Source organism: Kitasatospora griseola, from assembly GCF_044999035.1.
Classification (GTDB): Bacteria; Actinomycetota; Actinomycetes; order Streptomycetales; family Streptomycetaceae; genus Kitasatospora; species Kitasatospora griseola.
Genome location: NZ_CP173360.1, coordinates 7,119,346 through 7,142,048, shown reverse-complemented (window position 1 = coordinate 7,142,048; position 22,703 = coordinate 7,119,346). Strand labels below are relative to the sequence as shown.

Here is a 22,703-nt window from a genome sequence, read left to right as displayed (position 1 = left end):
AGGCAAAGACATACGAGGAGAATCCTTCGAATCACTACCCAAAACGTATGAAATCGATTTTCCAAGGTGTCAGCCTTCTCGAGAGGCCAAGCCAACCGAGTCACAGGCTCCACGTTTTGACCGCACGTCAGCTGCCCTTCCTGGCCGACCAATTAAGGTGACTCATCATTCCCCCTTAACGGTCAGTACCTGCACTCGGTCATGGCAGCCAGGAACCACCGGGTGGCCTAGGCAGTATCGACACCCAGGGTGCGGAGCTTGGCGGGAATGTCGGTGTGGCCGCTTCGGAGCTGGTTTGAGTCCAGTGACGGTGGTGGGACCGCCTGCTCAGTCCCGCGATCAGCACGGTGGTGACCGTTCGGATGTTCGTCGCGGATCGGGTCCGAGGTCGGGTCGGACCAGGGCCTCGCGACGGTCGGCATGTTGCCCGCCGGGACGCCGAAGTCGATCTCGATGGTGAGGCCTTTCTCCGCATCGAGGGTGAACTTGCCGTCCACGAGGACGTCACTCGCGGCGAGTTCGAGCCCAGAGCGGATCGCCTCGATGTGCCGTTCGGCGTCGTCGCACAGCAGTTCCAGCAGCCAGCACTGATCGGCGCTGTGAGACTGCTCCAGCAGGATCTGCTACAACTCGCCGACGATCGACTTCTGGTCGAGCGCGGGTAGAAGACCTTCCTTCACGGCCTCCCACGCGGTGCGGTCGGCAAGCGGCACCGAACTGTCGCACGCACGGTACTTGGCGGTGGTGACGCGCCGTCCGGTGTTCTTGATCCGCCACTTGACCTCATGGGTGACCAGGGCCGGGAGGACGGGGCCGGTCAGCAGGAAATCGACCGAGGAGCAGCTTGGCTTCGGAACGTCCATCCAACCGCATCTCCGCGGGTCAATGCTCTCGGCCTCGGACCTTCAGCGGGATGTCGGGGAACTCCGGAACCAGCAGCCTGGTGCCGTCGTAGCCGTGCACTTCACCGAAGCGTGAATCCTTCTCCCTGTCGCTTCATGATCCTCATCACCTCAGGCAGCTCGTCCCACGCTCGGCCGCATTCCCCTGGTCTGCGCTCAGCGGTGCTCGGGGTTCTCGAAGTCGAAGCGGCAGCCCGCGTCCCACTCGGAGCGCTGGTTGCCGTACGCCGGGATGCCACCGGCGTCCTTCAGCATGCGCGCCAGATGCAGTTGGTTCCACGTCATGAAGGTCGTGTTGCGATTGGTGAAGTCGTTCTCCGGCCCGCCCGACCCAGGGTCCAGGTACGACGGCCCCGGCCCGGCCGGGCCGACCCACCCCGCGTCGGCCTGCGGCGGGATTACATACCCCAGGTGCTGCAGGCTGTAGACCACGTTCATCGCACAGTGCTTCGCACCGTCCTCGTTGCCCGTGATAAGACAGCCGCCGACCCGCCCGTAGTACGCGTACTGCCCGCGCTCGTTCAGGATCGACGAACACGCGTACAGCCTCTCGATCACTCGCTTCATCACGGAAGAGTTGTCTCCCAGCCATACAGGGCCGGCGAGCGTAAGAATGTCTGCGGCCATGACCTGCGAGTAGATCACCGGCCACTCGTCGGTCTCCCAGCCGTGCTCCGTCATATCCGGCCAGACGCCCGTCGCGATGTCGATGTCCACTGCCCTGAGCACCTCGACCTGCACGCCTTGGCGCTCCATGATGCCGGTGCTGATGTCGATCAGGCCCTGAGTGTGGCTCCGCTCCGGCGATCGCTTGAGGGTGCAGTTGATCAGCAGGGCACGCAGGTCGCCATAGGACGTGGCGGTGTCGGTCATCGGATTCCTCCAGGCCAGGTGCGGGGTGGGATGCAGGTGCTGCGACGTGCGGACAGCGCTGAATCGACGAGCCGGTAGAGGCTTCGGTAAGCGGCTACGAGTCCAGGTCCGCGGGCAGGCTCTGCCCTGACCGGCCCGGTTGTGCGGCCGGAAACCTCGCGTACTGTCCAAACCGGCCAGAGAGCATGTATCGCCGGATCAGACCGGGCCGGCCAGGGTGAGGATGTCGGCGTTCATGATCTGGGAGTAGAGGACGGGCCAGTCGTCGGTGTCCCAGCCGTGTTCGGTCATGTCGGGCCAGACGCCGGTGGCGATGTCGTGGTCGACGGCGCGGATCTCCTCGACCTGGACGCCCTCGCGGCGCAGGAGGGCGGCGCTGAGGTCGATCAGGCCCTGGGTGTGGCTGCGTTCGGGTGAGCGCTTGAGGGTGCAGTTGACGAAGACCGCCCGCAGGTCGGTGTAGGTGGCCATCGGCGTCCGTTTCGTGGGCAGGCACGGCGGGGGGAGGCCATCGCACCACGGGTGCGCGCCGGTGGGTGGCGCGGCACGCCGTGGCGCGGGGGTGACGGGTGGTCAGGCGGCGCTCAGGGAGAAGTAGTTCTCCTCCTCCTGAGCGAAGTGCAGTTGCAGGACGGAGTGCAGGCCGTAGAGGCAGGCGCGCAGGTCGTCGTGTTGTTCGGGGGCGAGGGCGCCGGTGGGTTCGGCGTGGGCGAGGTGGGTGGTGATGCGGTGGGCGAGGCGGTGGATCTCGGTGTGGGCGCGGCTCATGGTGGCGGTGGTCTCGGGGCCGCCGAGGGCGTCGGCGAGGGCGGGGTAGAGCTCGTGCTCCTCGGCTTCCTCGTGCGGGAGCAGGCGGGTGGTGAGCAGGTGGTCGACGTGGCGGACGGCAGCGAGGGCGTCGGTGGAGTCGGCTGCGGTGAGGCGGTCGGCGGCTTCGCGGACGGCTTCGAGGACGTCCCGCAGGTCGTCGTGTTCGGCGGAGAAGCGGCGGACGAGTTCCTCGGTGTCGGCGTCGATCTCGGGCCCGACGCCGCGGCCGGGCCGCAGGGCGCGCAGCGCGTTGAGGATGACGGCGACGTCGATGAGTTGTTGGAGCAGGGCGCCGGCGGCGGGCGGGAGGAGCCCGAAGGCGGCGAGGACCATGGCGGCGGCGGACAGCAGCATGCCGCCGAGTGCGGACTGGACGGCGATCCGGCGCGAGCGGGTGGCGATCTGGGCGGCGTCGGCGAGGCGGTCGACGCGGTCGGTGGTGAGGACGATGTCGGCGGCCTCGGAGGAGGCGCTGGCGCCGCGGGCGCCCATCGCGACGCCGACGTCGGCGGCGGCGAGGGCCGGGGCGTCGTTGACGCCGTCGCCGACCATGACGGTGACGGCGCGTTCGCGTTCGGCGCGGACGGCGGCGACCTTGTCGGCGGGTGTCTGCTGGGCACGGACGTCGTCGAGGCCGACCACGGCGGCGATTTCGCGGGCGGGTTCGGGGCGGTCGCCGGTGATCATGAGGAGTCGGGTGACGCCGGCCTCGCGCAGGCGGCGGACGGTGCGCGGGGCGTCGTGCCGGACGGGGTCGCGGAGCAGGACGGCGCCGACGAGCCGGTCGTCGACGGCGACCCAGGCGACGGCGGCGCCGTCGAGCGCGGCGCGGTTGTCGGCGGCACGGGCCCAGGCGGGCAGGTCGGCGGTGCCGCGTTGGCCGACGGTGGCGGTGGCGCCGTCCGCGAGGGTGGCGACGGCGCCGCGGCCGGGCTGTTCGGTGACGTCGTGGACGGGGGGCAGGGTGAGGCCGCGTTCGGCCGCGGCGGCGGTGATGGCTTCGGCGAGGACGTGCGGCGAGTACTGGTCGACGGCGGCGGCGAGCGCGAGGACCTCGGCGGGGGTGCGGCCGGGGGCGGTGGCGATGTCGAAGGCGCGGGGGCGTCCGCTGGTGAGCGTGCCGGTCTTGTCGAGGCAGACGGTGCGGGCCCGGCCGAGGGTCTCCAGGGCGGCGCCGTCGCGAACCACGACGCCCTTGCGGGCGGCGCGCGAGATGCCGGAGACGATGGCGACGGGCGCGGCGAGCAGCAGCGGGCAGGGGGTGGCGACGACCAGGACGGCGACGGCGCGGATCGCGTCGCCGGTGAGCAGCCAGGCGAGGCCGGCGGCGGCGAGGGCGATGGGCAGGAACCAGGCGGCGTAGCGGTCGGCGAGGCGGATGACGGGGGCGCGTTCGGCGCCGGCCTGCTGGGTGAGGCGGACGATCTCGGCGTAGGTGCTGTGTTCCTCGGTGGCGGTGGCGCGCAGCTCGAACGCGCTGCCGGCGTTGACGGCGCCGCTCCGGGCGGGGTCGCCGATCTCGCGGGTGACCTGGGCGGATTCGCCGGTGAGCACGGATTCGTCGAGGACGGCGCGGTGGCCGGTGATCCGGCCGTCGACGGGGACGGTCTCGCCGGGACCGACGACGAGCCGGTCGCCGATCCGGACGTCGGCGAGCGGGACGGTCTCGGTGGTGTCGCCGGTGCGGCGACGGGCGGTGCGGGGGGCGTGCCGGAGCAGGGCGCGCAGGTCGCGGGTGGCGCGGCGTTCGGCGGCGGCGTCGAGCCAGCGGCCGCTGGTGAGCATCAGGGCGATCAGCGCGCCGGCCAGGTACTCGCCGGTGGCGAGGGTGCCGGCCAGGGCGAGGACCGCGATCAGGTCGACCCCGGCCCGGCCGCGCCGCAGCGCCTGGACGACCCACATCAGGGCGGGGGCGATGGCGGCGGCGGTGGCGACGATCCAGCACTGGTCGGCGAATCCGCGGGCTCCGGCCGCCCAGGCGATCAGGCCGGTGAGGGTGGCGAGGGTGACGACGCCGAGCAGGACGGGTTCGATGCCGCCTCCGCTGAGCAGTTGTCGGGCGCCGCCCTGTTCGCTCGGCGCGGTGTGCGCTGCCATGGGTGTCTCCTCCGCTCGGCCTGCGGCTTTCCTTCTCCAGTGCACCTCGCCGCGCGCGGTCCGGCCAGGGCCGTCGGTCCCGGGCGGCCGGGGTCGCCCGGTCCCGGGTGCGGGCGGGGTAGGTTCGGGGGGTTGGTGTTCCCGTCCGGTGTCCCGGGGTGTCCGGGGTCCGGCGTACAGAGGGCAGGTGGGGCAGGTGGAGTCGTTGTTCGAGCTTCCGATCCGGACGCTGGCGGGCGAGCCGTCGTCGCTGGCGGAGTACCGGGGCAAGGTGCTGCTGCTGGTGAACGTGGCGTCGAAGTGCGGGTTGACGCCGCAGTACTCGGGCCTGGAGCGGCTGCAGAAGGCGTACGGCGAGCGCGGGTTCACGGTGCTCGGGTTCCCGTGCAACCAGTTCGCGGGGCAGGAGCCGGGGTCGGCGGAGGAGATCCAGGAGTTCTGCTCGACCACGTACGGGGTGTCGTTCCCGCTGTTCGAGAAGATCGACGTGAACGGGCCCGACCGGCACCCGATCTACGAGCGGCTGACGCAGGTGGCGGACGCCTCGGGCCAGGCCGGGGACATCACCTGGAACTTCGAGAAGTTCCTGGTCGGCGCGGACGGTGAGGTCGTCGGGCGGTTCGGTCCGCGCACCGAGCCGGAGGCGGCGGAGCTGGTGGCCGCGATCGAGGCGCAGCTGCGCGGCTGACGGCCGGAGCGGACGGGCGCGGATTGTCCGGTTCCGCCCTCGGGCGGCCGAACTGTACAGGTAACCTGCGCAGTGAGACTGGACAGTCCGGGCCCGTTCCGGCTGCCCCCGTTACGACGAAAGGCACTCCTGTGTCCGTCACCGCGCTCGACCCGGCCACCGCCCTGGTGGTCGTCGACCTCCAGCAGGCCTTCCTCGGCCTCCCCGGCAGCCCGTACCCGGTGCGCGAGGTGCTGGACCGCAACATCCGCCTCGCCGGGGCGTTCCGCGCCGCGCGACTGCCGGTGGTGCTGGTGCGGGTGTCCTTCGCGCCCGACGGCGGGGACGTGGTGCCGGGCCGCACCGAGCAGCCCCGGTCTGCCCTCTCCTACCCCGAGGGCTGGGACGCCCCGATCCCCGAGCTCCACGAGCCGTCCGACCTGGTGGTCACCAAGCACAACTGGGGCGCGTTCCACGGCACCGACCTGGACGTGCAGCTGCGCCGGCGCGGGGTGACGCAGATCGTGCTGACGGGCGTCGCGACCAGCATCGGCGTGGAGTCCACCGCCCGCGCCGCGTTCGAGCACGGCTACCACGTGACGCTGGCGGTCGACGCGATGACCGACATGGACCCGGAGGCGCACCGGGGCAGTGTGCAGCGGATCTTCCCGCGGCTCGGCGAGACCGGCACCACCGAGGAGATCCTCGACCTGCTGGCGAAGTCCCGCTGAGACGCGGCGCAGGGGGGCTCAGGCCTCGCCGGGGTGCCAGGCCGGCCACTCCCAGGGGCGGTCGTCCCACCGCACCCGGACCGGGTCGTGCGGGTCGAGGTCGGGGAAGTGCTGTCTCACCTCCGGTTCGAACTCCTCGGGGGCGAGCGGCTTCCAGCCGGCGTCCTTGAAGTGGACGAGTCGGTAGCGGCTGTCGGTGCGGAACTCCGCGACCCGCACCAGGGGCTCGCCGGCCGTGCCTGCCCCGCTGCTGCTGGTGATGTTGCTGCTGGTCGTCATGCCGCCAGCTTCGACCGCCTCCCCGCCCGGCGCACGCCCGCACCGCCGATGCCCGCCGCAGGTGTCACCGTTCGGCCCCGGCCGCGCCGGGCACGCCCACACAGGTGTCACCGTTCGGCCCCGGCCGCGCCGGGCGCGTCACGGACCTGCCACGGTCCGCCACGGCCTGCCGCGGACGGCGGCCGGTCCCGTACCGTGGAAGCCGGTCGGAGGGTTCGTCGGGAGGTCCTCGTGAGCAAGGGCAAGACGTCGAAGGGGTCGGCGGCGGCGCGGATGCGCGGGCTGGACGGCCTGGCGGTGACGCGCTCGGCGTGGGGCCTGTACCGGGAGACCCGGCGGCCCGGCGCGCCCGGGTTGGCCGCCCGGGCGGGGGCGTTGCCGCGTCTGCTGCGGGACGTGCTGCTGCGCCGCTACCCGGGCGTGGGCCCGGGCAAGCTGCTGCTGCTGGCGTTCGTCGTCGCGGTGTACCTGGTCAGCCCGATCGACGCGATCCCGGACTTCATCCCGGTGCTCGGCTGGAGCGACGACACCGGCCTGCTGCTGTGGTTCCTGATGGGCCTGACCCGGGAGTCCGGCCGGTACCTGGAGTGGGCGCACCGCGGCCACGCCGCCGCCGGCGAACTGCCCGCCGACGGCTGAGCCCGCTCCCGCCCGCCGCTACAGCGACTTGACCAGCTTCTCGAAGCGCAGGTCGGACCGGAGCGGGGTGCCGAACCGCTCGTCGCCGTACGGGAACGGCTCGTACACGCCGGTGCGGGTGTAGCCGCGGCGCTCGTACCAGGCGATCAGGTCGGCCCGCTGCTCGATGACGGTCATCTCCATCGCGCCGACGCCCCAGGCGGCCCTGGCCCACTCCTCGGCGCGGGCCAGCACCTGTCGGCCGAGGCCGCCGCCCTGGGCGGACGGGGAGACCGAGAACATGCCGAAGTAGCCGGTGGCGCCCCGCCGTTCGACGTGGCAGCAGGCCAGCAGGCGGCCGTCGGATTCGGCCAGCAGCACCACCGATTCGGCCCTGCCGAGCAGTTCGGCCACGGCTGCCTCGTCGGTGCGCTGCCCGTCCAGCAGGTCCGCCTCGGTGGTCCAGCCGACCCGGCTGGCGTCGCCGCGGTACGCCGACTCGACCAGCGCGACCACCTGCGGCACGTCCTGCGGCCGCGCGGCGCGGAAGGCCGGCCCGGCGGCGGTGTCGGGGTCCGCGTCGGCGGTGCGGGAGGCGGTCGGCTCGGCGGTCATTCGGTGCGCTCCTTCGGGTGCTCGAACGGCCATCGTGCCACAGTGCCCGTCCTCGCCCCGAGGGCCGTCCGCCGCCCGGACGGGCCCGCGGGAACGCGCCCGGTCAGCCGGTGGCGTCCGGCGGTTCGGGCGCGGGGACGGGCTGCTCGGCCGGGCCGGGGTAGGGCAGGATCTGGCGGAGCAGTCCGCGCGGGTGGCCCCGGCGGCGCCACTCGCGCGGGTAGCCGAGCGAGACCTCTTCGAAGCGGACGTCCTCGTACCAGGTGGTGCGCGGGATGTGCAGGTGACCGTAGACCACGGCGGCGACATTGAAGCGGCGGTGCCAGTCGGCGGTGAGCTCGGTGCCGCACCACTGGGCGAAGTCGGGGTAGTACAGGACGTCGGTGGGACGGCGGTCCAGCGGCCAGTGGCTGACCAGCACCAGCGGCAGTTCCGGATCGTGTGCGGAAAGCGCTTTCTCGGTGGCCTCGACGCGCTCCCGGCACCACTCGTCGACGCCCGAGTACGGCGCGGGGTCGAGCCGGTACTCGTCGGTGCAGACCACGCCGTTCTCCCGGGCGCGCTCCAGCGACTCGGCCTTGGTGTGCACGCCGGGCACCCGGAAGCTGTAGTCGTAGAGCGTGAACACCGGGGCGATGGCGCAGGGCCCGCCCGGGCCGGTCCAGACGGGGTACGGGTCCTCGGGGGTGGCGACGCCGATCGCCCGGCAGCGCTCGACCAGTTGGCGGTAGCGCTCGGGCGCGTCGATGGGGGCCGGGTCGCGGGTGGTGGTCCACAGTTCGTGGTTGCCCGGGGTCCAGATCACCTTGGCGAAGCGGCCGGCCAGGATGCGCAGGGCGTCCTCGACGACGTCGACCTGTTCGGCGACGTCACCGGCGACAATCAGCCAATCGTCCGGGCCGGTCGGTCGCAGCACGTCGAGAACCGGCCGATTCTCGGCGACGCCGACGTGGAGGTCGCTGACTGCGAGCAGGCGTCCGTCCGCCACCGCTCCCCCAGTTCCGTGTCGACCGGCGCGCGCCGGCCCGTGTCCGTCGATGCCGGCGCGTGTCCGTCAACGCATCCCGGCAGTGGGACACGCGTTGACACGCTACCGCCGAGGGGTCGACAACGCCAGCAACAACCGGTTTCTGTCGTACCGTCAACATCCGGTGGAACCACAGGTTTTCGGCAGTCGCACGTATGTCTGTTCGCTCTACATACCTTTGGACGTTGTGTGGTTTCAACACTCTGTTGACTGACGGGTCCATGACTATATGTTCTCCGCAGCGGCCGAAAACCGGCTGCCTTCACCCCACTGAGGACTCGTCATGCCTGCATCCGGCAACACCAGCCGTATGTTCCGCCGCGCCGCCACCGCAGCCGCGTCCGCCGCCCTCCTGGTCGGTGCGATCGCCGCCGCCTCCCCCGCCCAGGCCGCCAAGCCCGGCACCCCCGCCAACTTCCACCCCGAGCTCGACTACGCGGGCTCCACCGTCGCCGCCCACGAGGGCCGGGACACCTCTCCTGCCGCCGCGAACTCGCTCGCCGCTCTGGCCGTCACCCAGACCAAGGGCATGGACGTCTCCAACTGGCAGGGCAGCGTCGCCTGGAGCACCGCCTACGCCAACGGCGGCCGGTTCGCCTACGTCAAGGCCACCGAGGGCACCACCTACACCAACCCCTCGTTCGCCCAGCAGTACAACGGCTCCTACAACGTCGGGATGATCCGCGGCGCCTACCACTTCGCGCTGCCGAACGCCTCGTCCGGCGCCACCCAGGCCGCGTACTTCGTCGCCCACGGCGGCGGCTGGTCCAAGGACGGCAAGACCCTGCCGCCCGCGCTCGACATCGAGTACAACCCGTACGGCGCGACCTGCTACGGCCTGAGCCAGGCCGGCATGGTCAGCTGGATCCGGGACTTCTCCAACACCGTGCACACCAAGACCGGCCGCTACCCGGTGATCTACACCACCACCGACTGGTGGACCACCTGCACCGGCAACAACAGCTCCTTCGGCGCCACCAACCCGCTGTGGATCGCCCGGTACGCCTCCTCGGTCGGCACCCTGCCGGCCGGCTGGTCGTACCAGACCATCTGGCAGTACGCCGACTCCGGCACCCTGCCCGGCGACCAGAACTACTTCAACGGCGCCCTGGACCGCGTCGTTGCGCTCGCCAACGGCTGACTCTTCGTCAGATCGCCTGTCCGCGGCCGGATTTCGCCCCGCTCCGGTCGCGGGCAGGCTCCTCCGTCACGCGGCGGGAACGATCAACTCCCAGGTGTCGACGGCGAAATCGAGCACCATGCCGTTGTTGCGGTACAGCGCGGGCGCGCCGGTGGCGTTGCCGGTGTCCACGCCGAGGCCGACCCGGGTGCGGCCGCGATCGGCGTAGAACGCGAAGAAGTACCGCAGCAGGTAGCCGCCGAGACCCCGTCCGCGCAGCTCGGACCTCACGCCGATGTGCGAGGCCCAGGGCATGTCGGACCGGTCGTCGCGGGTGCGCAGCACGGCGACGTCGCCGTGGCCGTCGAGTTCGGCGATCCACACCACCGACCAGTCGGCGCTGTCCGCGCCGGTGTCGGTGCACCACTTCTGGTAGCTGCGCGGCTGGAAGTCGAAGTGGTCGGCGAAGGTCTCGTGGATCAGCCGGTGCACGGTACGCCGGTCGTCCTCGCTCGCGCAGGCCCGCAGCCGCAGGCCCGCCGGGGCCTCCGGGAACGGGTCGGTCTTCGGGTCCACGTCGCGGTTCAGCACGTGGTGGCGGCGCATCCGCTGCCAGCCGCGACCGGCCAACGCCTCGGTGTCGATGGTCGGTCGAGCCGTGAGCATCAGGTGCAGCACGGCCCGCTCGGCGCCGTTGCGGCGGGCGAGCTCGGCGGCGCGCGCCTCCATCAGCTCGAACAGCTGCAGGCCGGCGGCGGTGTGCCCCGGCAGCAGGTACTGGTCGAGGTTGATCCGCTCCCCCGCCGAGCGGTCACGGACGAGGCCGTAGCCGACGAGCCGCCCGTCGCCGTCGTGCAGCAGCCAGGAGTCGCGCTCCAGGTCCACCGAGACGTGCCCGAGATCCTCCTCGACCTCCGCCAAGTCGGTGAAGGCCCGGCCCACTTCGATCTCGTCCACCTGATTGAGCAGCACCCACACGGCCTCGGCGTCCCCAACCACCGCCGGGCGCACCGTCATTCCGTCCGGGAATGCCATGTCCCCCTCCTCCACTGTCGACTTCGACGGCAAACCCGGCCTTTTTATCCGCCCCAACGGCCTTGCCCCAAGCGGTTTTCGAGCGCAATCCAGGGGCCGACCACGACGGCCGTCGGCCCGAGGTCGGAGTCAGGCGCGGAACAGCCGCCAGAACGCCGCCGCCGTGTCGGCGGCGGGCGCCGGGTGTTCGCCCGTGATCCAGTGGGTGACGACGCCCAGCAGTGCGCCGGACAGGTAGGCGGCGTGCAGGTCGACCGGGACGTCGTCGAATCCGGCGGGGCGGTTGCCCTCGCGGAAGCGGGCGGCCAGGGCGGCGGTCACCTGGTCGCGCATCCGGCCGGCGAAGCCGGCGCTGCCCTGGTCGCCGAGGACGCACCGGTAGACGGCGGCCCTGGCGGCGATGTGCTCGAACAGGGCGACCAGGGTCTCGGGGGTGCGGCCGGGCGGTGCGTCGGCCGGGCACTGGCGGGCCGCGCGGGCGATGTCGGCGATCGCGTCGTCCATCGCGTCGACCACCAGCGCGTCCACGTCCGGGTAGTGCTGGTAGACCGTGGCGCGGTTGATCCCGGCGCGCTTGGCCACCGCGGAGACGGTGATCGCGTCCAGGTCCTGTTCGGCGGCCAGCTCCAGGATCGCTTCCCGGAGTCGGGCTCGGGTGCGCTGCACACGGGGGTCGTCCAGGTTCATGGCAGTACTGTACGACAGCCGTCGGCTAGGCGACGAGTGTTGTTTAGCCGACGGATGTCGCCTACTGTCGAAGGTATGCGAATCGAGATCTGGGCGGATGTGGTCTGTCCCTGGGCGTACATCGGCAAGCGGCGGCTCGACAAGGCCCTCGCCGACTGGGACGGCGAGCCGGTCGAGCTGGTCTGGCGACCGTTCCGCATCGATCCGACCGCGCCCGTCCCCGCCACTTCGCACGAGGGGTCGACGGAGGACGAACTGCTGCGCGACCTCGGCATCCTGGGCGACCGGGACGACGCCGAAGCCGCGCAGGCGTGCGCCGTCGGGCCCGCCGCCACCGCGGCGCAGACGCCCCCGATCGCCGAGATCGCTGCCGCCGAGGGCCTCGGGTCGACCTGGGGCGCCGCCTGGCGCGCCAGCAGCCACGACGCGCACCGGCTGCTCGCCCTCGCCCACCGGCACGGCGGCGCCGAACTGCAGCACGCCCTGGCCGAAGCCGTCATGAAGGCGCACTTCACCGAGGGTCGCGACATCAGCCTCGCCGAGACGCTGGGGCAACTCGCCGCCGACGCCGGGTTCCCCGAGGCCGCCGCGCTGCTGGCCGACGGCGCCGCCGACCAGCAGGTCAAGGAACTGCTGCTGATCGGCAAGGCCCGGGGCGTCGCCACCTCCCCGACCCTGGTCGTGGGCGACCGGGCCCTGTCCGGCGCGCAGTCCCCGGAGACCGTCACCCGATTCCTGCGCGACGCCGCCGGGCAGCCCCACCGCCGGCTCCCCGCCGAGGTCGAGCGCCTCCGGTACGCCGACGCACTGCTCGACAAGCGCGACCCATTGGGCGCACTGACCCTGCTCCAGCCACTGCTGACGGAGTACGGCGACGAGCCCAGCGTCCAACTCCTCGCCGCCCGCGGGTACTTCGCCTCCGCCCAACTCGGCCGCGCTGCAACCGTGTTGGAGGAACTCGTCGCCCACGCACCGGACGACTCCTACGCCCGACTCCTGCTCGGCCGCACCCTGACCCGCCAGGGCCGCACGGAGGAGGCCGCCGTGCACCTCGCCCTGGCGGCGGCGATGACCCCCGAGTACGCGACCTGAACCGCCCCCACTCGTCGACCCGCCCGCGTCAGCCGACGCCCGGCTCGGGCCGGGGCAGCTCATCCAGGTCGAGCGTGTACGTCCGCCCGTCGGCCAACTCGATCGGCAGCTTGCCCGAGCCGTACTTGTGGGTGTGCGCGGCGATGTAGCCGGAGCCGGTGGGCCGGGTGTGGACGACGACCTCCCCGGCGTACGGGTCCACCACCACGTAGACCGGGATGTTGTAGCGGCCGTACTTCGCGGTGCAGTCGTCGTAGTCCTTGCGCGCCGAGGAGACCGACACCACCTCGGCGATCAGCAGCACGTCCTCGAACCCGTAACGCTTGCCATGCCGCTGGGCGTCCTCCCGCATGATCACGAGGTCGGGGGCGGAGTTTTCGTCGGCCGGAAAGTCGATGTACACGTCGGAGAAGGCCTTGGCATGCAGTCCGAACGACAGGATCGTGCCGTACTGCATCACCTTGATGGTGCTGGAGTGCTCCACGCTCTGCGGAGTCATGACCACCTTCCCGTCCTTGCCGAAGAAGACCGCATACCCAGCAGGGAACTCGGTGTGCATGACCGCGTCGACGCTCATCAACGGCTCCTCTCTGTAGCCCTCAGGATATTGCGCCCCAGCCCCACCCGGAGCCCGCCGCGGGGGGCGGGTCGCGTCACGGGCGGGCGGGTGACCCGGTTTCGCGCCACCACTGGCGGCCGTCCGCGTCGTGGACGACCACGCCGAGTTTCGCCAGTTCGCGGCGCAGTTCGCCGATCTCCTTCTCCTCGCTCTCCTTCAGCGCCGCGGCCCGCGCCTTGAGGAGCGCGTTGCCGGCGGGCGGCAGGCCCGGCATGTCCTCGACCCAGCGGCGGTACGCGTCCCGGTAGGGGTCGCCGTCGGGCAGCCACGGGTATCCGTGGGCGCGGAAGGCCTCCGCGAGTCGTGCGACCGACGGGAGGTCGGCGCCCTCGTTCTTGTACTCGGCGATCAGTTCCTCGCCCTGCGCGCCGAGCACCACCAGGCGCTTGCGGTCGGCGAACACGCCGCTGACCGCCGTCCGGGGTGCGCTCCGGCTGGAGCCGGCGCGGTCCGTCGTGATCCGGTCCCGCTCGACGGTGACAGTGACGTACCCCTGCTCGGCGAGGAACACGATGACGCCGCCGATCACGGTCCCGAGCAGCAGACTGCCCACGGTGGCCGCCGGTTCGGGCGCCTCGGCGACGAGGTCGACCGGCCCCTGCCACGGGATCCAGGGCCAGCTGGACGCCCGGACGGCCAGGAGTTTGAGCAGGAATCCGGCCCCGGCTCCCAGGACCGGGAATCCGGCCGCCACCAGCACGCGGTCCGACGTCCTCTGTCGAACCGTGATCGCCGCATCTCGGTCGGCCTCGGTCATGCGCCCCTCCCTGAGCAAAATCTATCAAATGACAAACGACCGTTCTCGGAACGAGCGTACTGTGTGTCGCGGACAACGATCGGCGGAGGAGAGCCATGGGCGTACCGAACGAACCGGCGGCGCGGATTCCCGAGCTTCGCCGAGGGGTCCCCGAAGGGGCCGAGCAGCAGGTCGCCGCCCTCTACTGGGAGGCGTTCGGGCGGAAGCTCGGCCCCGCGCTCGGCCCGCCCGACCGGGGCCGGGCGTTCCTCGCCGCCCACCTGCAGCACGACCGGGGCGTCGTCGCGCTCGACGGCACGGGCCGTGTCCTCGGCGTCGCCGGCTACTACCTCGCGGGGCGCGGCCTGACGGGCGGCTCGGCACGTGACGTGCTGTCCGCGTTCGGCGTCCTGGGCGGGCTGCCCCGACTGGCGCTCCTCGCCCTGCTCACCCGGAGAGCCGCCGAGGACGAACTCGTCATGGACGGCATCTGCGTGGCGGCGGCGCAGCGCGGCACCGGCATCGGCAGCCTGCTGCTGCACGAGATCTTCGCCGTCGCCGCCGAGCAGGCCCGGGCCCGGATCCGGCTCGACGTCATCGACACCAACCCGCGCGCCCGGGCCCTGTACGAGCGTCACGGCTTCCGCGCCGCGCACACCCACCGGACCCCGTTCCTGCGGAACCTGATGGGATTCGGGGCCGTCACCACCATGCACCGGCCCGTCGTCCCCGACGGCCCGGGCGGAGGAGCCCACCCGTGAGCCGTTCGCGACCCGAGATCCCCACCCGGCTGCTCGTGCACGCCCTGGTCCGCGCGGACGGGACGGTCGACGCCGGTGAGCTGTACACCGTCGCCGGGCTCCTCGGCATGACCGATCAGCAGGTCCGACTGTGCGTCGGACGCCTGGTCGCCGAGGAGAGGTTCCGCCAGGACGGGCGCGGGCGCAGGGCCGTCCTGCGGGCCGTGTCCGACGCCACGAGCGGCGCCCTCGCCCCCGACGCCGAGCACATCCGGCACGCGTACCGGCAGGACGACGGGCTCGCCCCCTGGGACGGCACCTGGCACCTGTTCGCCTTCGCCGTGCCGGAGGCCCGCCGCACCGTCCGCGACGCGCTGCGCGAGACCCTCCTGCACCTGGGCGCGGCGCCCGTCCAGGGCGGACTGTACGTCGCGGCCAACCCGATCGCCGACCTGGTCGAGGCCCGGGCCCGGAGCCTCGACGCGCTCGACTCCGTCACCTTCCTCACCAGCACCGACCTGCGCCTCGGAGACCTCACCGAGCCAGTCCGACTCGCCGCCCGCATATGGCCGTTGGACGCCATCGCCGCCCGGCACGAGCGTCTCGCGGCCTTTGCGGAGGCCTGCGCCGGGACCATCGACGGCACGGCCCTCTCCGGGGCCGAGCGGCTCACCCTGGCCTTGGAACTCGCCGCCGGGTTCAGCGACGCCATGACCCCCGATCCCCTCCTGCCGCCGGAACTGCTCCCCCCGCACTGGCCCGGCCGCCGCGCCCGCCGACTCGCCCGGGCCTGCTGGGCCGCCCTGAGCGCCCTCCCCCCGGAGCCCGGCGCCCCCGCGTCACCGCCCCGCCTGTTCCAGCTCTACGACGACGCGTTCGCCGTGCCCGAGGGGACGGGGCCCGCCGGTCCGGCCTGAGCTCCGGTCCGGTCCGGTCTAGGCCCCGGCGCGGTGGGCGTACGGGCGGTCGGGGCAGTGCGTGCAGGTGAACAGGTGCAGGCCGGCCAGGTCGCCGAGCAGCAGGTCGGCGGCCCGCTGTATCGACTTCCGTTCCTCGTGAGGCAGTTCCCAGACGGTACCGGTGGCCGGGGTGTCCTCGACCGCAAGCCAGGTGCGCCAGCTCTCGCCGTCGAACTCGGCGCTGTCGACGGACAGCAGGTGGTCCATCCGCCGCTCGCAACGGGGGCAGTGGGGCCAGTCCGGGTCCTGACTCCAGGCGGGGTAGCCGCCGACCTTGGTCCCGTCGGCCACCGACAGGTGGTACTCGTACGACCAGCCGGTCTCCTCCTCGACCTGCTCGAACCGTTCCTCCAGGGCGTCGTGGAGGTGTTCCGGCAGGTCCCAGGAGGGGTACTCGGTGACGCGCTCGGGGTGCAGGACGCACGGGTCGGGCAGGTAGTGGTGGTGGGCGCCGTCCGGCCGGGGCGGGTCGGCCGGTTCGAGGTCGGCGCGCGAGCCGTCCCACCAGTACACCTGCGGCCGCGGCGCGTAGCCCTCCTCGTGGTCGAACGGGCACCACAGCACCTGCAACACGTCCGCGCCGTCCGGGAACGGCAGTTCGGGCACATCGACGGCGAGCAGTTGCACCACCGGCACCAGCGGCACGGGCCCCGCACCGCGCGGCGGCGCGTACCCGGTGCGCGGGTGCTCGTCGGAGCAGGACGGCCACGGCTCCGCACGCGGCCACCGCACCGGGCCGCCCAGCGAACTCTCCCCAGGCCCGGGCTCCCCCCGCCGGGGGTGCAGCCGCACGGCGTCCCGCCGCAGCGCCGCCACCTCGGGGAACAGCGCCTCGACGTCAAGCGGACGGGGCGGGCTGGTGCGGACCATCGAACGTACTCCCTCGACCGGAATCGTGCCGGTCCGCAGCGTACTCGCGACGCGGACGCCCCTCGCCCGCCGCCCCGGCTACGCTCAAGCCCCCGCCCCCCGAGGAGCAGTCTTGAACGACAAGGACGCCGAACTCGCCACCGCACTCGACGAGTTCGCCGCGCTGCTGACCGGCGTAGCGGACCCGATCAGCCAGGACCGGTACGAGCAGGTGGAGTCCACCCGCCTGCTGCTCGGTCAGGCACTGACGGCAGACCCGGCACGGACCGCACGGCTCGCCGACCTTCACCGGCCCCGGCGCCACCGCCGATTTCCTCGCGGCCCAACTCGCCCACGCCGTCGACTTCCTGGCCGAGCGTCGACAGAGCTGGGGCTGAGCGGCGGCGGCCGCTGACGCCTCGTCGGTCAGTCGAGCGCCAGCAGGGCGGCGAGGGCGGAGGTCGCGGCCAGGAGGAGGTACAGCTGGGGGTAGCCGCCGAGCGGCCCGGCGAGGGCGGCGCCGGCCCACGGGGCGAGAGCGGCGGCGATCGTGGCGGGGGCGGCGAGGAGGGCGCTGAGGCGGCCGTACGCGGCGGTGCCCCAGCGGTCGGCGACGGCGGTGGCCTGAAGGAGGGTCAGGTTGCCGCGGACGGTTCCCGCGAGGACGGCCAGTGCGACAAGTAGAGCTGCCGGTCCGGGAGTTGCGGCCAGGGCGAGTGTGGTGGCGCCGCCTGCGGCGATCAGGACGGCGGTGCGCGCCCGGACCGGGGTGCGGGCGGCGAGCGGCGCGTACAGGGTGCGGCCCAGGGTCTGGCCGAGGCCGCCGAGGCCGAGCGCCCAGGCGGCGAGGGTGGGTCCGGCGCCGCGGGCGGTGAGCAGCGGGACGAGGCCGAACACCACGGTGTGCATGGCCAGGGTGGAGAGGGTGAAGGCTGCGGCGAGTCGCCAGAAGCCGAGGTCGCGCTCAACCGACCTGACCTGCACGGAGGTTGAGACGGTGTCGCGCGGCGGTGGCGGCCAGGGGTGGCGCAGCGCGAGGGCGTGCGCGGGGACGGTGACGACGGCCAGCAGCAGGGCGAGGGTCAGGTAGGTGGTGCGCCAGGAGAGGTGGTCGGCCAGTGCGGCGGTGAGGGGTGCGAAGACGGTGGAGGCGAGGCCGCCGGCCAGCGTCACGGTGGTCAACGCCCGTACCCGGCGCGGTCCGTACCAGCGGGTGACGGCGGCGAAGGCGGGTTGGTAGAAGGTGGCGGCCATGGCGGTGCCGGCGGCGAGCCAGGCGAGGAGGAAGACCGGCAGATTCGGTGCGAGTGCGACGCCCGCCAGGGCGACGGCACCGAGCGCGGAGCCCGCGGTCATCACCACGCGCGGGCCACGACGGTCCAGCAGCCGCCCGACGGGGATGCCGACCAGCGCGGAGGTCAGCAGCGCGGCGGAGAATGCGCCGGTGGTGGCCTGGGTGGACCACCCGGTGGCGTGGGTGATGCGGGAGAGCAGGACGGGGAAGGCGTAGAAGAGGATGCCCCAGCCGGTGATCTGGGTGAGGCACAGGGCGGGCAGCGCGGCGCGGGGCGATAACCGGACGGGCGCGTCGGTCGCGGCCCCGCCCTCGGTGCGGGTGGTGTTCACCATGGTCAGCAGCAACCACCGGTCGGGGAGCAGGAGTCGGTGGACTCCTCGGCTCCGAGGATGATCAGCTTCGGCCTGGTTCCGACGGTGAGGGTCTCGGGCTCGGCCGGGGTCGAGCAGCAGCCGCCGTCCTGGACGGCGTCCTCGTCGAAGAGGCCGGCGCCGCCGCACACCCCGGTCTCCGGGAGGGTCAACTCGACGCGGGCGGCGGCCTCGTGGTCGCCGGCGAGGGCGGCGGCGACGGAGCGGACCTGCTCGTAGCCGGTCAGGGCGAGGAACGTGGGCGCGCGGCCGTAGGACTTCATGCCGACCAGGTACACCTCCCCCTCGGGGTGGGCGAGCTCGTTCGCGCCGTGCGGGTGGACGGTGCCGCAGGAGTGCTGATTGGGGTCGGTCAGCGGGGCGAGGGCGAGCGGGGCCTGGAGGCGCTCGTCGAGGCCGAGGCGCAGTTCGTCGAGGAAGGAGAGGTCGGGGCGGAAGCCGGTCAGGACGATGATCTCGTCGACGGCCTCGCTGCGACGGCCGTCCTCGGCGACCAGTACCAGGCGCTCGCCGTCGGGCTCGACGGCGGCGGTGCGGAAACCGGTGAGCGCACCGGCGTGACCGGCCTCGACGGCGGCCTTGGCGCGCAGGCCGAGTGCGCCGCGGGCGGGCAACCGGTCGGCGGCGCCGCCGCCGTAGGTGGATCCGGAGATGCCCCGGCGCAGCACCCAGAGGGCGTGGGTGCCGGGCGCGTCCTGGGCGAGGTCGGCGAGCAGCGCAAGCGCGGTGAACGCGGACGCGCCGGAGCCGACCACCGCCGTCCGCCGGCCGGCGTACCGCGAGCGCACCGCAGGGTCGGCGAAGTCCGGGACGCAGTACGAGATCTTCGCGCTCGCGGCGCGCTCGCCGAGGGCGGGCAGCCCGTTGCCGCCGCCGGGGCCGGGAGTGGACCAGGTGCCGGAGGCGTCGACGACGGCGCGGGCGAGGAGTCGCTCCTCGGAGCCGTCGGCGTGCTGAACGTGGACGGTGAACGGCTGCGCCTCGCGGTCGGCGTCGACGATGCGGTCCCGTCCGGCCCGGGCGACGCCGGTGACGCGGGCGTCGTAGCGGACCCGGCCCCCGAGCGCGTCGGCCAGCGGCTGCAGGTACCGGGCCACCCAGTCGCCGCCCAGCGGGTAGGCGTCGGCGTCGGGGCGCACCCAGCCGGTGGGGGCGAGGAGCTTCTCGGCGGCGGGGTCGACGACCTCGGACCACTGCGAGAACAGGCGCACGTGCGACCACTCGCGCACGGCGGTGGCGGCGCTCGGTCCGGCTTCCAGCACCACGGGCTCGATGCCGCGCTCGATCAGGCGTGCGGCGGCGGCCAGGCCGATCGGGCCTGCGCCGATGACGGCGACGGGAAGGTGGGCGGTGGAGGCGTTCTCGCTCATCTCGGTTCTCCGGGCTGGTGCGTGACGGATGAGCGCTGCATTGACGCTCGTCGATACAGCCGAGCTTGCCCACTGATTCGACGAGTGTCAACATAGACGTATGTCGAACTTGATGTCCGCCGAGCTGCCGATCGTCGACGCATCGGCAGCGCCGTGCTGCCCGCCGGTGACGGCGGCGGCGCTGTCGGAGGCGGACGCGGAGCGGATGGCTGCGATGTTCAAGGCGCTGTCCGACCCGGTGCGGCTGCGCCTCTTCTCCCGGGTCGCCTCGCACCCGGGCGGCGAGGCCTGCGTGTGCGACATCCAGGACGTGGGCGTGTCCCAGCCGACCGTCTCCCACCACCTGAAGAAGCTCCGCGAGGCCGGCCTGCTGACCTCCGAACGGCGCGGCACCTGGGTCTACTACCGCGTCGTCCCGGGGCCGCTGGCCGCAATGGCCGGGCTGCTCACCGCCACCCGCTGAACGCGTCCACCACGTGCCGCGAGTCTTCCGTGCCCGGTCACGGCGCCGGCGGTTCGCGCGAACCCGACCACCGGGAAGGTTCGCCGGGCCGAGGGGTCAGTCCTGTTCGGAGGCGGCCGCGAGACGGCGACGGCAGAGGTCGGCCGAGGTGAGGTGGGGCTTGTGGAGTGCGTCGCCGCAGAGCCGCATTTCACGGGCCGCCCGGTCCAGGTCCTGCCAGAAGGCGAGCGGCGCGTCGTGGTCGTCACCGAGATCGACCAGGCAGTCGAAGGCAAGGCCCAGCTCGTTGTGCTCCAGGAAATCGAGCGTCACCGAGAGATCGATGCCGGGTCGGCCCGCCAGGCGGGCCCGATCAGTGTCGAGGTGGCCCCGAGTCCGGTTCCAGCCGGCCTGCAACGCCTCACGGTCAACGGTCATGGCGTCAGTGTCGCCGGTGCGGTCCGCGGGGTCACGCGACTTTCGCCGGTCGTCCGCTCCGACTGTCCGACTGTCCGACGACGATCAGCTCTCGTGACCGGCCACGGCGTTGGCGTCGATCTCGGCGATCAGCTGCTCGATCAGGGCCTTGATCGCGTCGCGGATCGGCCGGACGGCGTCGACGCCCTGGCCGGCCGGGTCGTCCAGCTTCCAGTCGAGGTACGTCCTGCCGGGGAAGTACGGGCAGGCGTCGCCGCAGCCCATGGTGATGACGTAGTCGGAGGCCTCGACGGCCTCGGAGGTGAGGATCTTCGGCTTCTGGTCGGAGATGTCGACACCGACCTCGGCCATCGCCGCGACGGCGGCCGGGTTGACCTCCCGACCCGGCGCGGAGCCGGCGGAGCGGACCTCGACGCGGTCGCCGGCGAGGTGGGCGAGGAAGCCCGCGGCCATCTGGGAGCGGCCGGCGTTGTGGACGCAGACGAACAGCACGGAGGCGAGCGGCGCGGTGGTCATCGGTGGAGGGTCCTTCGTTCGGGGTAGCAGCTGTCCGGGCCGGAGCGAGTACCGGCGGCCCTGCTGTTCGGCCAGTCCCGGCCGATGTGAAAGTATCAGCCCATGGTGATATCAGTCGACACTGAACTGTTGCGGGTGCTGGCCGACCCGCTCAGGCTCCACATCGTGACCCTGCTGGCCCGCGAAACCCTGTGCACCACGCACCTGGTGGAGGAGACCGGCGCCCGCCAGACCAACCTCTCCAACCACCTCAAGGTGCTGCGCGAGGCCGGCGTGGTGGACACCGAACCCTGCGGCCGCTTCACGTACTACCGGCTGAGGCCGGAGGTACTGGAGTCGATGTCGGGGCAGTTCGCCGACCTCGCCGCCACCGCCCGCGCCAACGCCGGCGTGAAGAGGTCCTGCTGATGGCGGCCCCCGTCGAACCGGTGGAAGCGGCGTCGGTCACCGGCAAGCTGTCCTTCCTCGACCGCTACCTCGCGGCGTGGATCCTCGCCGCGATGGCCGTCGGCCTCGGCCTCGGCCGCCTGATCCCCGGCCTGAACGACGCCCTCGCCGCGGTCGAGATCGGCGGGGTCTCACTGCCCATCGGGCTGGGCCTGCTGGTCATGATGTACCCGGTGCTGGCGAAGGTCCGCTACGACCGGCTCGACGCCGTCACCGGCGACCGTCGGCTGATGGTCTCCTCGCTGGTGATCAACTGGGTGGTCGGCCCCGCGGTGATGTTCGCCCTCGCCTGGATCTTCCTGCCGGACCTGCCCGAGTACCGCACCGGTCTGATCATCGTCGGCCTGGCCCGCTGCATCGCCATGGTGATCATCTGGAACGACCTCGCCTGCGGCGACCGCGAGGCCGCCGCCGTCCTGGTCGCGCTGAACAGCGTCTTCCAGGTCGTCATGTTCGGCGTCCTGGGCTGGTTCTACCTCGACCTGCTGCCGGGTTGGCTCGGTCTCGGCGACGGGCAGCACCTGGACGTCTCGATGGGGAGGATCGCGCTCAACGTCGTCGTCTTCCTCGGCATCCCGCTCGCCGCCGGCTTCCTCACCCGCCGCCTGGGCGAGAAGAAGCTCGGCCGCGAACGCTACGAGGCGAAGGTGCTGCCGCGGATCGGCCCCTGGGCCCTCTACGGCCTGCTGTTCACCATCGTGATCCTGTTCGCCCTCCAGGGGAGGACGATCACCTCGCAGCCGCTGGACGTCGCCCGGATCGCGCTGCCGCTGCTCGCCTACTTCGCGATCATGTGGTTCGGCACCTTCGCCCTCGGCAAGGGCCTCGGCCTCTCCTACGACCGGACGGCCACCCTGGCGTTCACCGGCGCCGGCAACAACTTCGAACTCGCCATCGCCGTCGCCATCGGCACCTTCGGCGTCACCTCCGGCCAGGCGCTGTCCGGCGTGGTCGGCCCGCTGATCGAAGTCCCGGTGCTGATCGCCCTGGTCCACGTCTCCCTCGCCTGGCGAAAGAAGTTCACCCCGGCGAACTGACCGCCCGTCACAGACCGGCTGCCTGGGGGCCGGAACCTTCCAGGCAGCCGTCCGGGTCTCCTGCCCCACGGACCGTCAAAACCTCGACCGGGAATGCAAAAAGACCGATCGGCCCGACATGTTGTCGGACCGATCGGCCGTTCTGGGTCGTACGACCCGCTGTGCGCGAGGGGGGAGTTGAACCCCCACGCCCTTTCGGGCACTGGAACCTGAATCCAGCGCGTCTGCCTATTCCGCCACCCGCGCAAAGAGTGTAGCCGCCGGTTGCCTGTGTGCTCGGTTCGACCTGCTGAGAAGCTTACCGCATGTTCTGGGCCGTTCTGTTCACC

Annotated in this window: 26 protein-coding genes, 1 tRNA gene and 3 pseudogenes; 11 read left to right on the top strand and 19 right to left on the bottom strand. The window is 72.3% G+C overall.

Annotated features, from left to right (window positions below):
- Window positions 1-227: 227 nt before the first annotated feature.
- From ACI1MP_RS32235 to ACI1MP_RS32210, 6 genes and pseudogenes are all read right to left on the bottom strand, one after another.
- Complete coding sequence (locus ACI1MP_RS32235; RefSeq protein WP_404870861.1) at window positions 228-578, bottom strand: major capsid protein; 351 nt, start codon at window positions 576-578, stop codon at window positions 228-230.
- A gap of 45 nt (window positions 579-623) precedes the next feature.
- Window positions 624-863, bottom strand: coding sequence for a hypothetical protein (locus tag ACI1MP_RS32230; protein ID WP_404870165.1), 240 nt, complete (start codon window positions 861-863; stop codon window positions 624-626).
- Between the two features lie 19 nt (window positions 864-882).
- Window positions 883-993, bottom strand: a pseudogene (locus ACI1MP_RS32225) (pirin family protein); the annotation flags it as partial.
- A gap of 65 nt (window positions 994-1,058) precedes the next feature.
- Window positions 1,059-1,775 carry a flavodoxin family protein gene (locus ACI1MP_RS32220; RefSeq protein WP_404870164.1) on the bottom strand — a complete coding sequence of 239 codons (717 nt, stop codon included), beginning with the start codon at window positions 1,773-1,775 and terminating at the stop codon, window positions 1,059-1,061.
- Between the two features lie 201 nt (window positions 1,776-1,976).
- Window positions 1,977-2,246 (bottom strand): annotated as a pseudogene (locus ACI1MP_RS32215) (flavodoxin family protein); the annotation flags it as partial.
- 102 nt (window positions 2,247-2,348) lie between these two features.
- Complete coding sequence (locus tag ACI1MP_RS32210) at window positions 2,349-4,682, bottom strand: heavy metal translocating P-type ATPase (protein ID WP_404870163.1); 2,334 nt, start codon at window positions 4,680-4,682, stop codon at window positions 2,349-2,351.
- 196 nt (window positions 4,683-4,878) lie between these two features.
- Here ACI1MP_RS32210 and ACI1MP_RS32205 point away from each other — a divergent pair, with 196 nt between their 5' ends.
- Together ACI1MP_RS32205 and ACI1MP_RS32200 are read left to right on the top strand one after the other, a co-directional pair.
- Window positions 4,879-5,370: a glutathione peroxidase gene (locus ACI1MP_RS32205; RefSeq protein ID WP_043908114.1), complete on the top strand. Its 492-nt coding sequence runs from the start codon at window positions 4,879-4,881 to the stop codon at window positions 5,368-5,370.
- 131 nt (window positions 5,371-5,501) lie between these two features.
- Entirely contained in the window at window positions 5,502-6,080 is a 579-nt protein-coding gene (locus ACI1MP_RS32200; protein ID WP_404870162.1) for an isochorismatase family protein, read from the top strand.
- Window positions 6,081-6,098: 18 nt separating this feature from the next.
- On the opposite strand, the gene ACI1MP_RS32195 is transcribed toward ACI1MP_RS32200, so the two are convergent.
- Window positions 6,099-6,359 carry a hypothetical protein gene (locus ACI1MP_RS32195; protein WP_380333527.1) on the bottom strand — a complete coding sequence of 87 codons (261 nt, stop codon included), beginning with the start codon at window positions 6,357-6,359 and terminating at the stop codon, window positions 6,099-6,101.
- 441 nt (window positions 6,360-6,800) lie between these two features.
- On the opposite strand from ACI1MP_RS32195, the pseudogene ACI1MP_RS32190 reads away from it, so the two are divergent.
- Window positions 6,801-6,897: pseudogene (locus ACI1MP_RS32190) on the top strand (YkvA family protein); the annotation flags it as partial.
- Window positions 6,898-7,016: 119 nt separating this feature from the next.
- Here ACI1MP_RS32190 and ACI1MP_RS32185 read toward each other — a convergent pair.
- On the bottom strand, window positions 7,017-7,592 hold the full coding sequence (locus ACI1MP_RS32185; RefSeq protein WP_380333528.1) for a GNAT family N-acetyltransferase: 576 nt from the start codon (window positions 7,590-7,592) through the stop codon (window positions 7,017-7,019).
- Between the two features lie 103 nt (window positions 7,593-7,695).
- On the bottom strand, window positions 7,696-8,580 hold the full coding sequence (locus tag ACI1MP_RS32180; RefSeq protein WP_380333529.1) for a metallophosphoesterase family protein: 885 nt from the start codon (window positions 8,578-8,580) through the stop codon (window positions 7,696-7,698).
- Between the two features lie 322 nt (window positions 8,581-8,902).
- On the opposite strand from ACI1MP_RS32180, the gene ACI1MP_RS32175 reads away from it, so the two are divergent.
- A complete protein-coding gene (locus ACI1MP_RS32175; protein ID WP_380333530.1) occupies window positions 8,903-9,760 on the top strand; it encodes a lysozyme in 858 nt (285 codons plus the stop codon).
- A gap of 66 nt (window positions 9,761-9,826) precedes the next feature.
- Here ACI1MP_RS32175 and ACI1MP_RS32170 read toward each other — a convergent pair whose 3' ends face one another.
- Both ACI1MP_RS32170 and ACI1MP_RS32165 read right to left on the bottom strand, forming a co-directional pair.
- Window positions 9,827-10,774 (bottom strand): GNAT family N-acetyltransferase, encoded by a 948-nt coding sequence (locus ACI1MP_RS32170; RefSeq protein ID WP_404870161.1) that lies wholly within the window; start codon window positions 10,772-10,774, stop codon window positions 9,827-9,829.
- A 129-nt stretch (window positions 10,775-10,903) separates the two neighbouring features.
- Window positions 10,904-11,461 (bottom strand): TetR/AcrR family transcriptional regulator, encoded by a 558-nt coding sequence (locus ACI1MP_RS32165; RefSeq protein WP_380333536.1) that lies wholly within the window; start codon window positions 11,459-11,461, stop codon window positions 10,904-10,906.
- Window positions 11,462-11,536: 75 nt separating this feature from the next.
- Between ACI1MP_RS32165 and ACI1MP_RS32160 the strand changes: the two genes are divergently transcribed.
- Window positions 11,537-12,553, top strand: coding sequence for a DsbA family protein (locus ACI1MP_RS32160; protein ID WP_380333537.1), 1,017 nt, complete (start codon window positions 11,537-11,539; stop codon window positions 12,551-12,553).
- 28 nt (window positions 12,554-12,581) lie between these two features.
- Here ACI1MP_RS32160 and ACI1MP_RS32155 read toward each other — a convergent pair whose 3' ends face one another.
- Entirely contained in the window at window positions 12,582-13,130 is a 549-nt protein-coding gene (locus ACI1MP_RS32155) for a Uma2 family endonuclease (RefSeq protein WP_380333538.1), read from the bottom strand.
- Window positions 13,131-13,206: 76 nt separating this feature from the next.
- Entirely contained in the window at window positions 13,207-13,929 is a 723-nt protein-coding gene (locus ACI1MP_RS32150; RefSeq protein WP_404870160.1) for a hypothetical protein, read from the bottom strand.
- A gap of 95 nt (window positions 13,930-14,024) precedes the next feature.
- On the opposite strand from ACI1MP_RS32150, the gene ACI1MP_RS32145 reads away from it, so the two are divergent.
- The gene (locus tag ACI1MP_RS32145) at window positions 14,025-14,669 is read left to right on the top strand and encodes a GNAT family N-acetyltransferase (RefSeq protein WP_380333540.1); all 645 of its coding nucleotides are present in this window, start codon (window positions 14,025-14,027) and stop codon (window positions 14,667-14,669) included.
- Window positions 14,666-15,565 (top strand): PaaX family transcriptional regulator C-terminal domain-containing protein, encoded by a 900-nt coding sequence (locus ACI1MP_RS32140; protein ID WP_404870159.1) that lies wholly within the window; start codon window positions 14,666-14,668, stop codon window positions 15,563-15,565. Before ACI1MP_RS32145 ends, ACI1MP_RS32140 begins: the two co-directional genes overlap by 4 nt.
- An 18-nt stretch (window positions 15,566-15,583) precedes the next feature.
- Here the strand turns inward: ACI1MP_RS32140 and ACI1MP_RS32135 are convergent, their stop codons facing one another.
- Window positions 15,584-16,477, bottom strand: coding sequence for a DUF1963 domain-containing protein (locus ACI1MP_RS32135; protein ID WP_380333542.1), 894 nt, complete (start codon window positions 16,475-16,477; stop codon window positions 15,584-15,586).
- 112 nt (window positions 16,478-16,589) lie between these two features.
- Between ACI1MP_RS32135 and ACI1MP_RS32130 the strand changes: the two genes are divergently transcribed.
- A complete protein-coding gene (locus ACI1MP_RS32130; RefSeq protein WP_404870158.1) occupies window positions 16,590-16,871 on the top strand; it encodes a hypothetical protein in 282 nt (93 codons plus the stop codon).
- Between the two features lie 11 nt (window positions 16,872-16,882).
- Here the strand turns inward: ACI1MP_RS32130 and ACI1MP_RS32125 are convergent, their stop codons facing one another.
- Window positions 16,883-18,085 (bottom strand): MFS transporter, encoded by a 1,203-nt coding sequence (locus ACI1MP_RS32125; RefSeq protein WP_380333543.1) that lies wholly within the window; start codon window positions 18,083-18,085, stop codon window positions 16,883-16,885.
- Between the two features lie 2 nt (window positions 18,086-18,087).
- A complete protein-coding gene (locus ACI1MP_RS32120; RefSeq protein ID WP_404870157.1) occupies window positions 18,088-19,494 on the bottom strand; it encodes an NAD(P)-binding domain-containing protein in 1,407 nt (468 codons plus the stop codon).
- Window positions 19,495-19,594: 100 nt separating this feature from the next.
- On the opposite strand from ACI1MP_RS32120, the gene ACI1MP_RS32115 reads away from it, so the two are divergent.
- Window positions 19,595-19,957, top strand: coding sequence for an ArsR/SmtB family transcription factor (locus ACI1MP_RS32115; RefSeq protein WP_404870156.1), 363 nt, complete (start codon window positions 19,595-19,597; stop codon window positions 19,955-19,957).
- A gap of 96 nt (window positions 19,958-20,053) precedes the next feature.
- Here the strand turns inward: ACI1MP_RS32115 and ACI1MP_RS32110 are convergent, their stop codons facing one another.
- Together ACI1MP_RS32110 and ACI1MP_RS32105 are read right to left on the bottom strand one after the other, a co-directional pair.
- Complete coding sequence (locus ACI1MP_RS32110) at window positions 20,054-20,374, bottom strand: MafI family immunity protein (RefSeq protein ID WP_380333546.1); 321 nt, start codon at window positions 20,372-20,374, stop codon at window positions 20,054-20,056.
- Window positions 20,375-20,458: 84 nt separating this feature from the next.
- Window positions 20,459-20,890 carry an arsenate reductase ArsC gene (locus ACI1MP_RS32105; protein WP_404870155.1) on the bottom strand — a complete coding sequence of 144 codons (432 nt, stop codon included), beginning with the start codon at window positions 20,888-20,890 and terminating at the stop codon, window positions 20,459-20,461.
- 102 nt (window positions 20,891-20,992) lie between these two features.
- Here ACI1MP_RS32105 and ACI1MP_RS32100 point away from each other — a divergent pair, with 102 nt between their 5' ends.
- Both ACI1MP_RS32100 and arsB read left to right on the top strand, forming a co-directional pair.
- Window positions 20,993-21,298 (top strand): metalloregulator ArsR/SmtB family transcription factor, encoded by a 306-nt coding sequence (locus ACI1MP_RS32100; protein ID WP_363482354.1) that lies wholly within the window; start codon window positions 20,993-20,995, stop codon window positions 21,296-21,298.
- The gene (arsB, locus tag ACI1MP_RS32095) at window positions 21,298-22,374 is read left to right on the top strand and encodes an ACR3 family arsenite efflux transporter (protein WP_404870154.1); all 1,077 of its coding nucleotides are present in this window, start codon (window positions 21,298-21,300) and stop codon (window positions 22,372-22,374) included. The genes ACI1MP_RS32100 and arsB overlap by 1 nt, the downstream gene beginning before the upstream one ends.
- Window positions 22,375-22,536: 162 nt before the next feature.
- Here the strand turns inward: arsB and ACI1MP_RS32090 are convergent.
- Window positions 22,537-22,620: transfer RNA gene (locus ACI1MP_RS32090), tRNA-Leu, on the bottom strand.
- Window positions 22,621-22,703: the final 83 nt, after the last annotated feature.

Coding starts and splice junctions, on each gene's coding strand:
- ACI1MP_RS32230 (WP_404870165.1), bottom strand. CDS start 863: ATGGACGTTCCGAAGCCAAGCTGCTCCTCGGTCGATTTCCTGCTGACC.
- ACI1MP_RS32220 (WP_404870164.1), bottom strand. CDS start 1,775: ATGACCGACACCGCCACGTCCTATGGCGACCTGCGTGCCCTGCTGATC.
- ACI1MP_RS32210 (WP_404870163.1), bottom strand. CDS start 4,682: ATGGCAGCGCACACCGCGCCGAGCGAACAGGGCGGCGCCCGACAACTG.
- ACI1MP_RS32195 (WP_380333527.1), bottom strand. CDS start 6,359: ATGACGACCAGCAGCAACATCACCAGCAGCAGCGGGGCAGGCACGGCC.
- ACI1MP_RS32185 (WP_380333528.1), bottom strand. CDS start 7,592: ATGACCGCCGAGCCGACCGCCTCCCGCACCGCCGACGCGGACCCCGAC.
- ACI1MP_RS32175 (WP_380333530.1), top strand. CDS start 8,903: ATGCCTGCATCCGGCAACACCAGCCGTATGTTCCGCCGCGCCGCCACC.
- ACI1MP_RS32170 (WP_404870161.1), bottom strand. CDS start 10,774: ATGGCATTCCCGGACGGAATGACGGTGCGCCCGGCGGTGGTTGGGGAC.
- ACI1MP_RS32165 (WP_380333536.1), bottom strand. CDS start 11,461: ATGAACCTGGACGACCCCCGTGTGCAGCGCACCCGAGCCCGACTCCGG.
- ACI1MP_RS32160 (WP_380333537.1), top strand. CDS start 11,537: ATGCGAATCGAGATCTGGGCGGATGTGGTCTGTCCCTGGGCGTACATC.
- ACI1MP_RS32155 (WP_380333538.1), bottom strand. CDS start 13,130: ATGAGCGTCGACGCGGTCATGCACACCGAGTTCCCTGCTGGGTATGCG.
- ACI1MP_RS32150 (WP_404870160.1), bottom strand. CDS start 13,929: ATGACCGAGGCCGACCGAGATGCGGCGATCACGGTTCGACAGAGGACG.
- ACI1MP_RS32145 (WP_380333540.1), top strand. CDS start 14,025: ATGGGCGTACCGAACGAACCGGCGGCGCGGATTCCCGAGCTTCGCCGA.
- ACI1MP_RS32135 (WP_380333542.1), bottom strand. CDS start 16,477: ATGGTCCGCACCAGCCCGCCCCGTCCGCTTGACGTCGAGGCGCTGTTC.
- ACI1MP_RS32125 (WP_380333543.1), bottom strand. CDS start 18,085: ATGGTGAACACCACCCGCACCGAGGGCGGGGCCGCGACCGACGCGCCC.
- ACI1MP_RS32120 (WP_404870157.1), bottom strand. CDS start 19,494: ATGAGCGAGAACGCCTCCACCGCCCACCTTCCCGTCGCCGTCATCGGC.
- ACI1MP_RS32115 (WP_404870156.1), top strand. CDS start 19,595: ATGTCGAACTTGATGTCCGCCGAGCTGCCGATCGTCGACGCATCGGCA.
- ACI1MP_RS32110 (WP_380333546.1), bottom strand. CDS start 20,374: ATGACCGTTGACCGTGAGGCGTTGCAGGCCGGCTGGAACCGGACTCGG.
- ACI1MP_RS32105 (WP_404870155.1), bottom strand. CDS start 20,890: ATGACCACCGCGCCGCTCGCCTCCGTGCTGTTCGTCTGCGTCCACAAC.
- ACI1MP_RS32100 (WP_363482354.1), top strand. CDS start 20,993: ATGGTGATATCAGTCGACACTGAACTGTTGCGGGTGCTGGCCGACCCG.
- arsB (WP_404870154.1), top strand. CDS start 21,298: ATGGCGGCCCCCGTCGAACCGGTGGAAGCGGCGTCGGTCACCGGCAAG.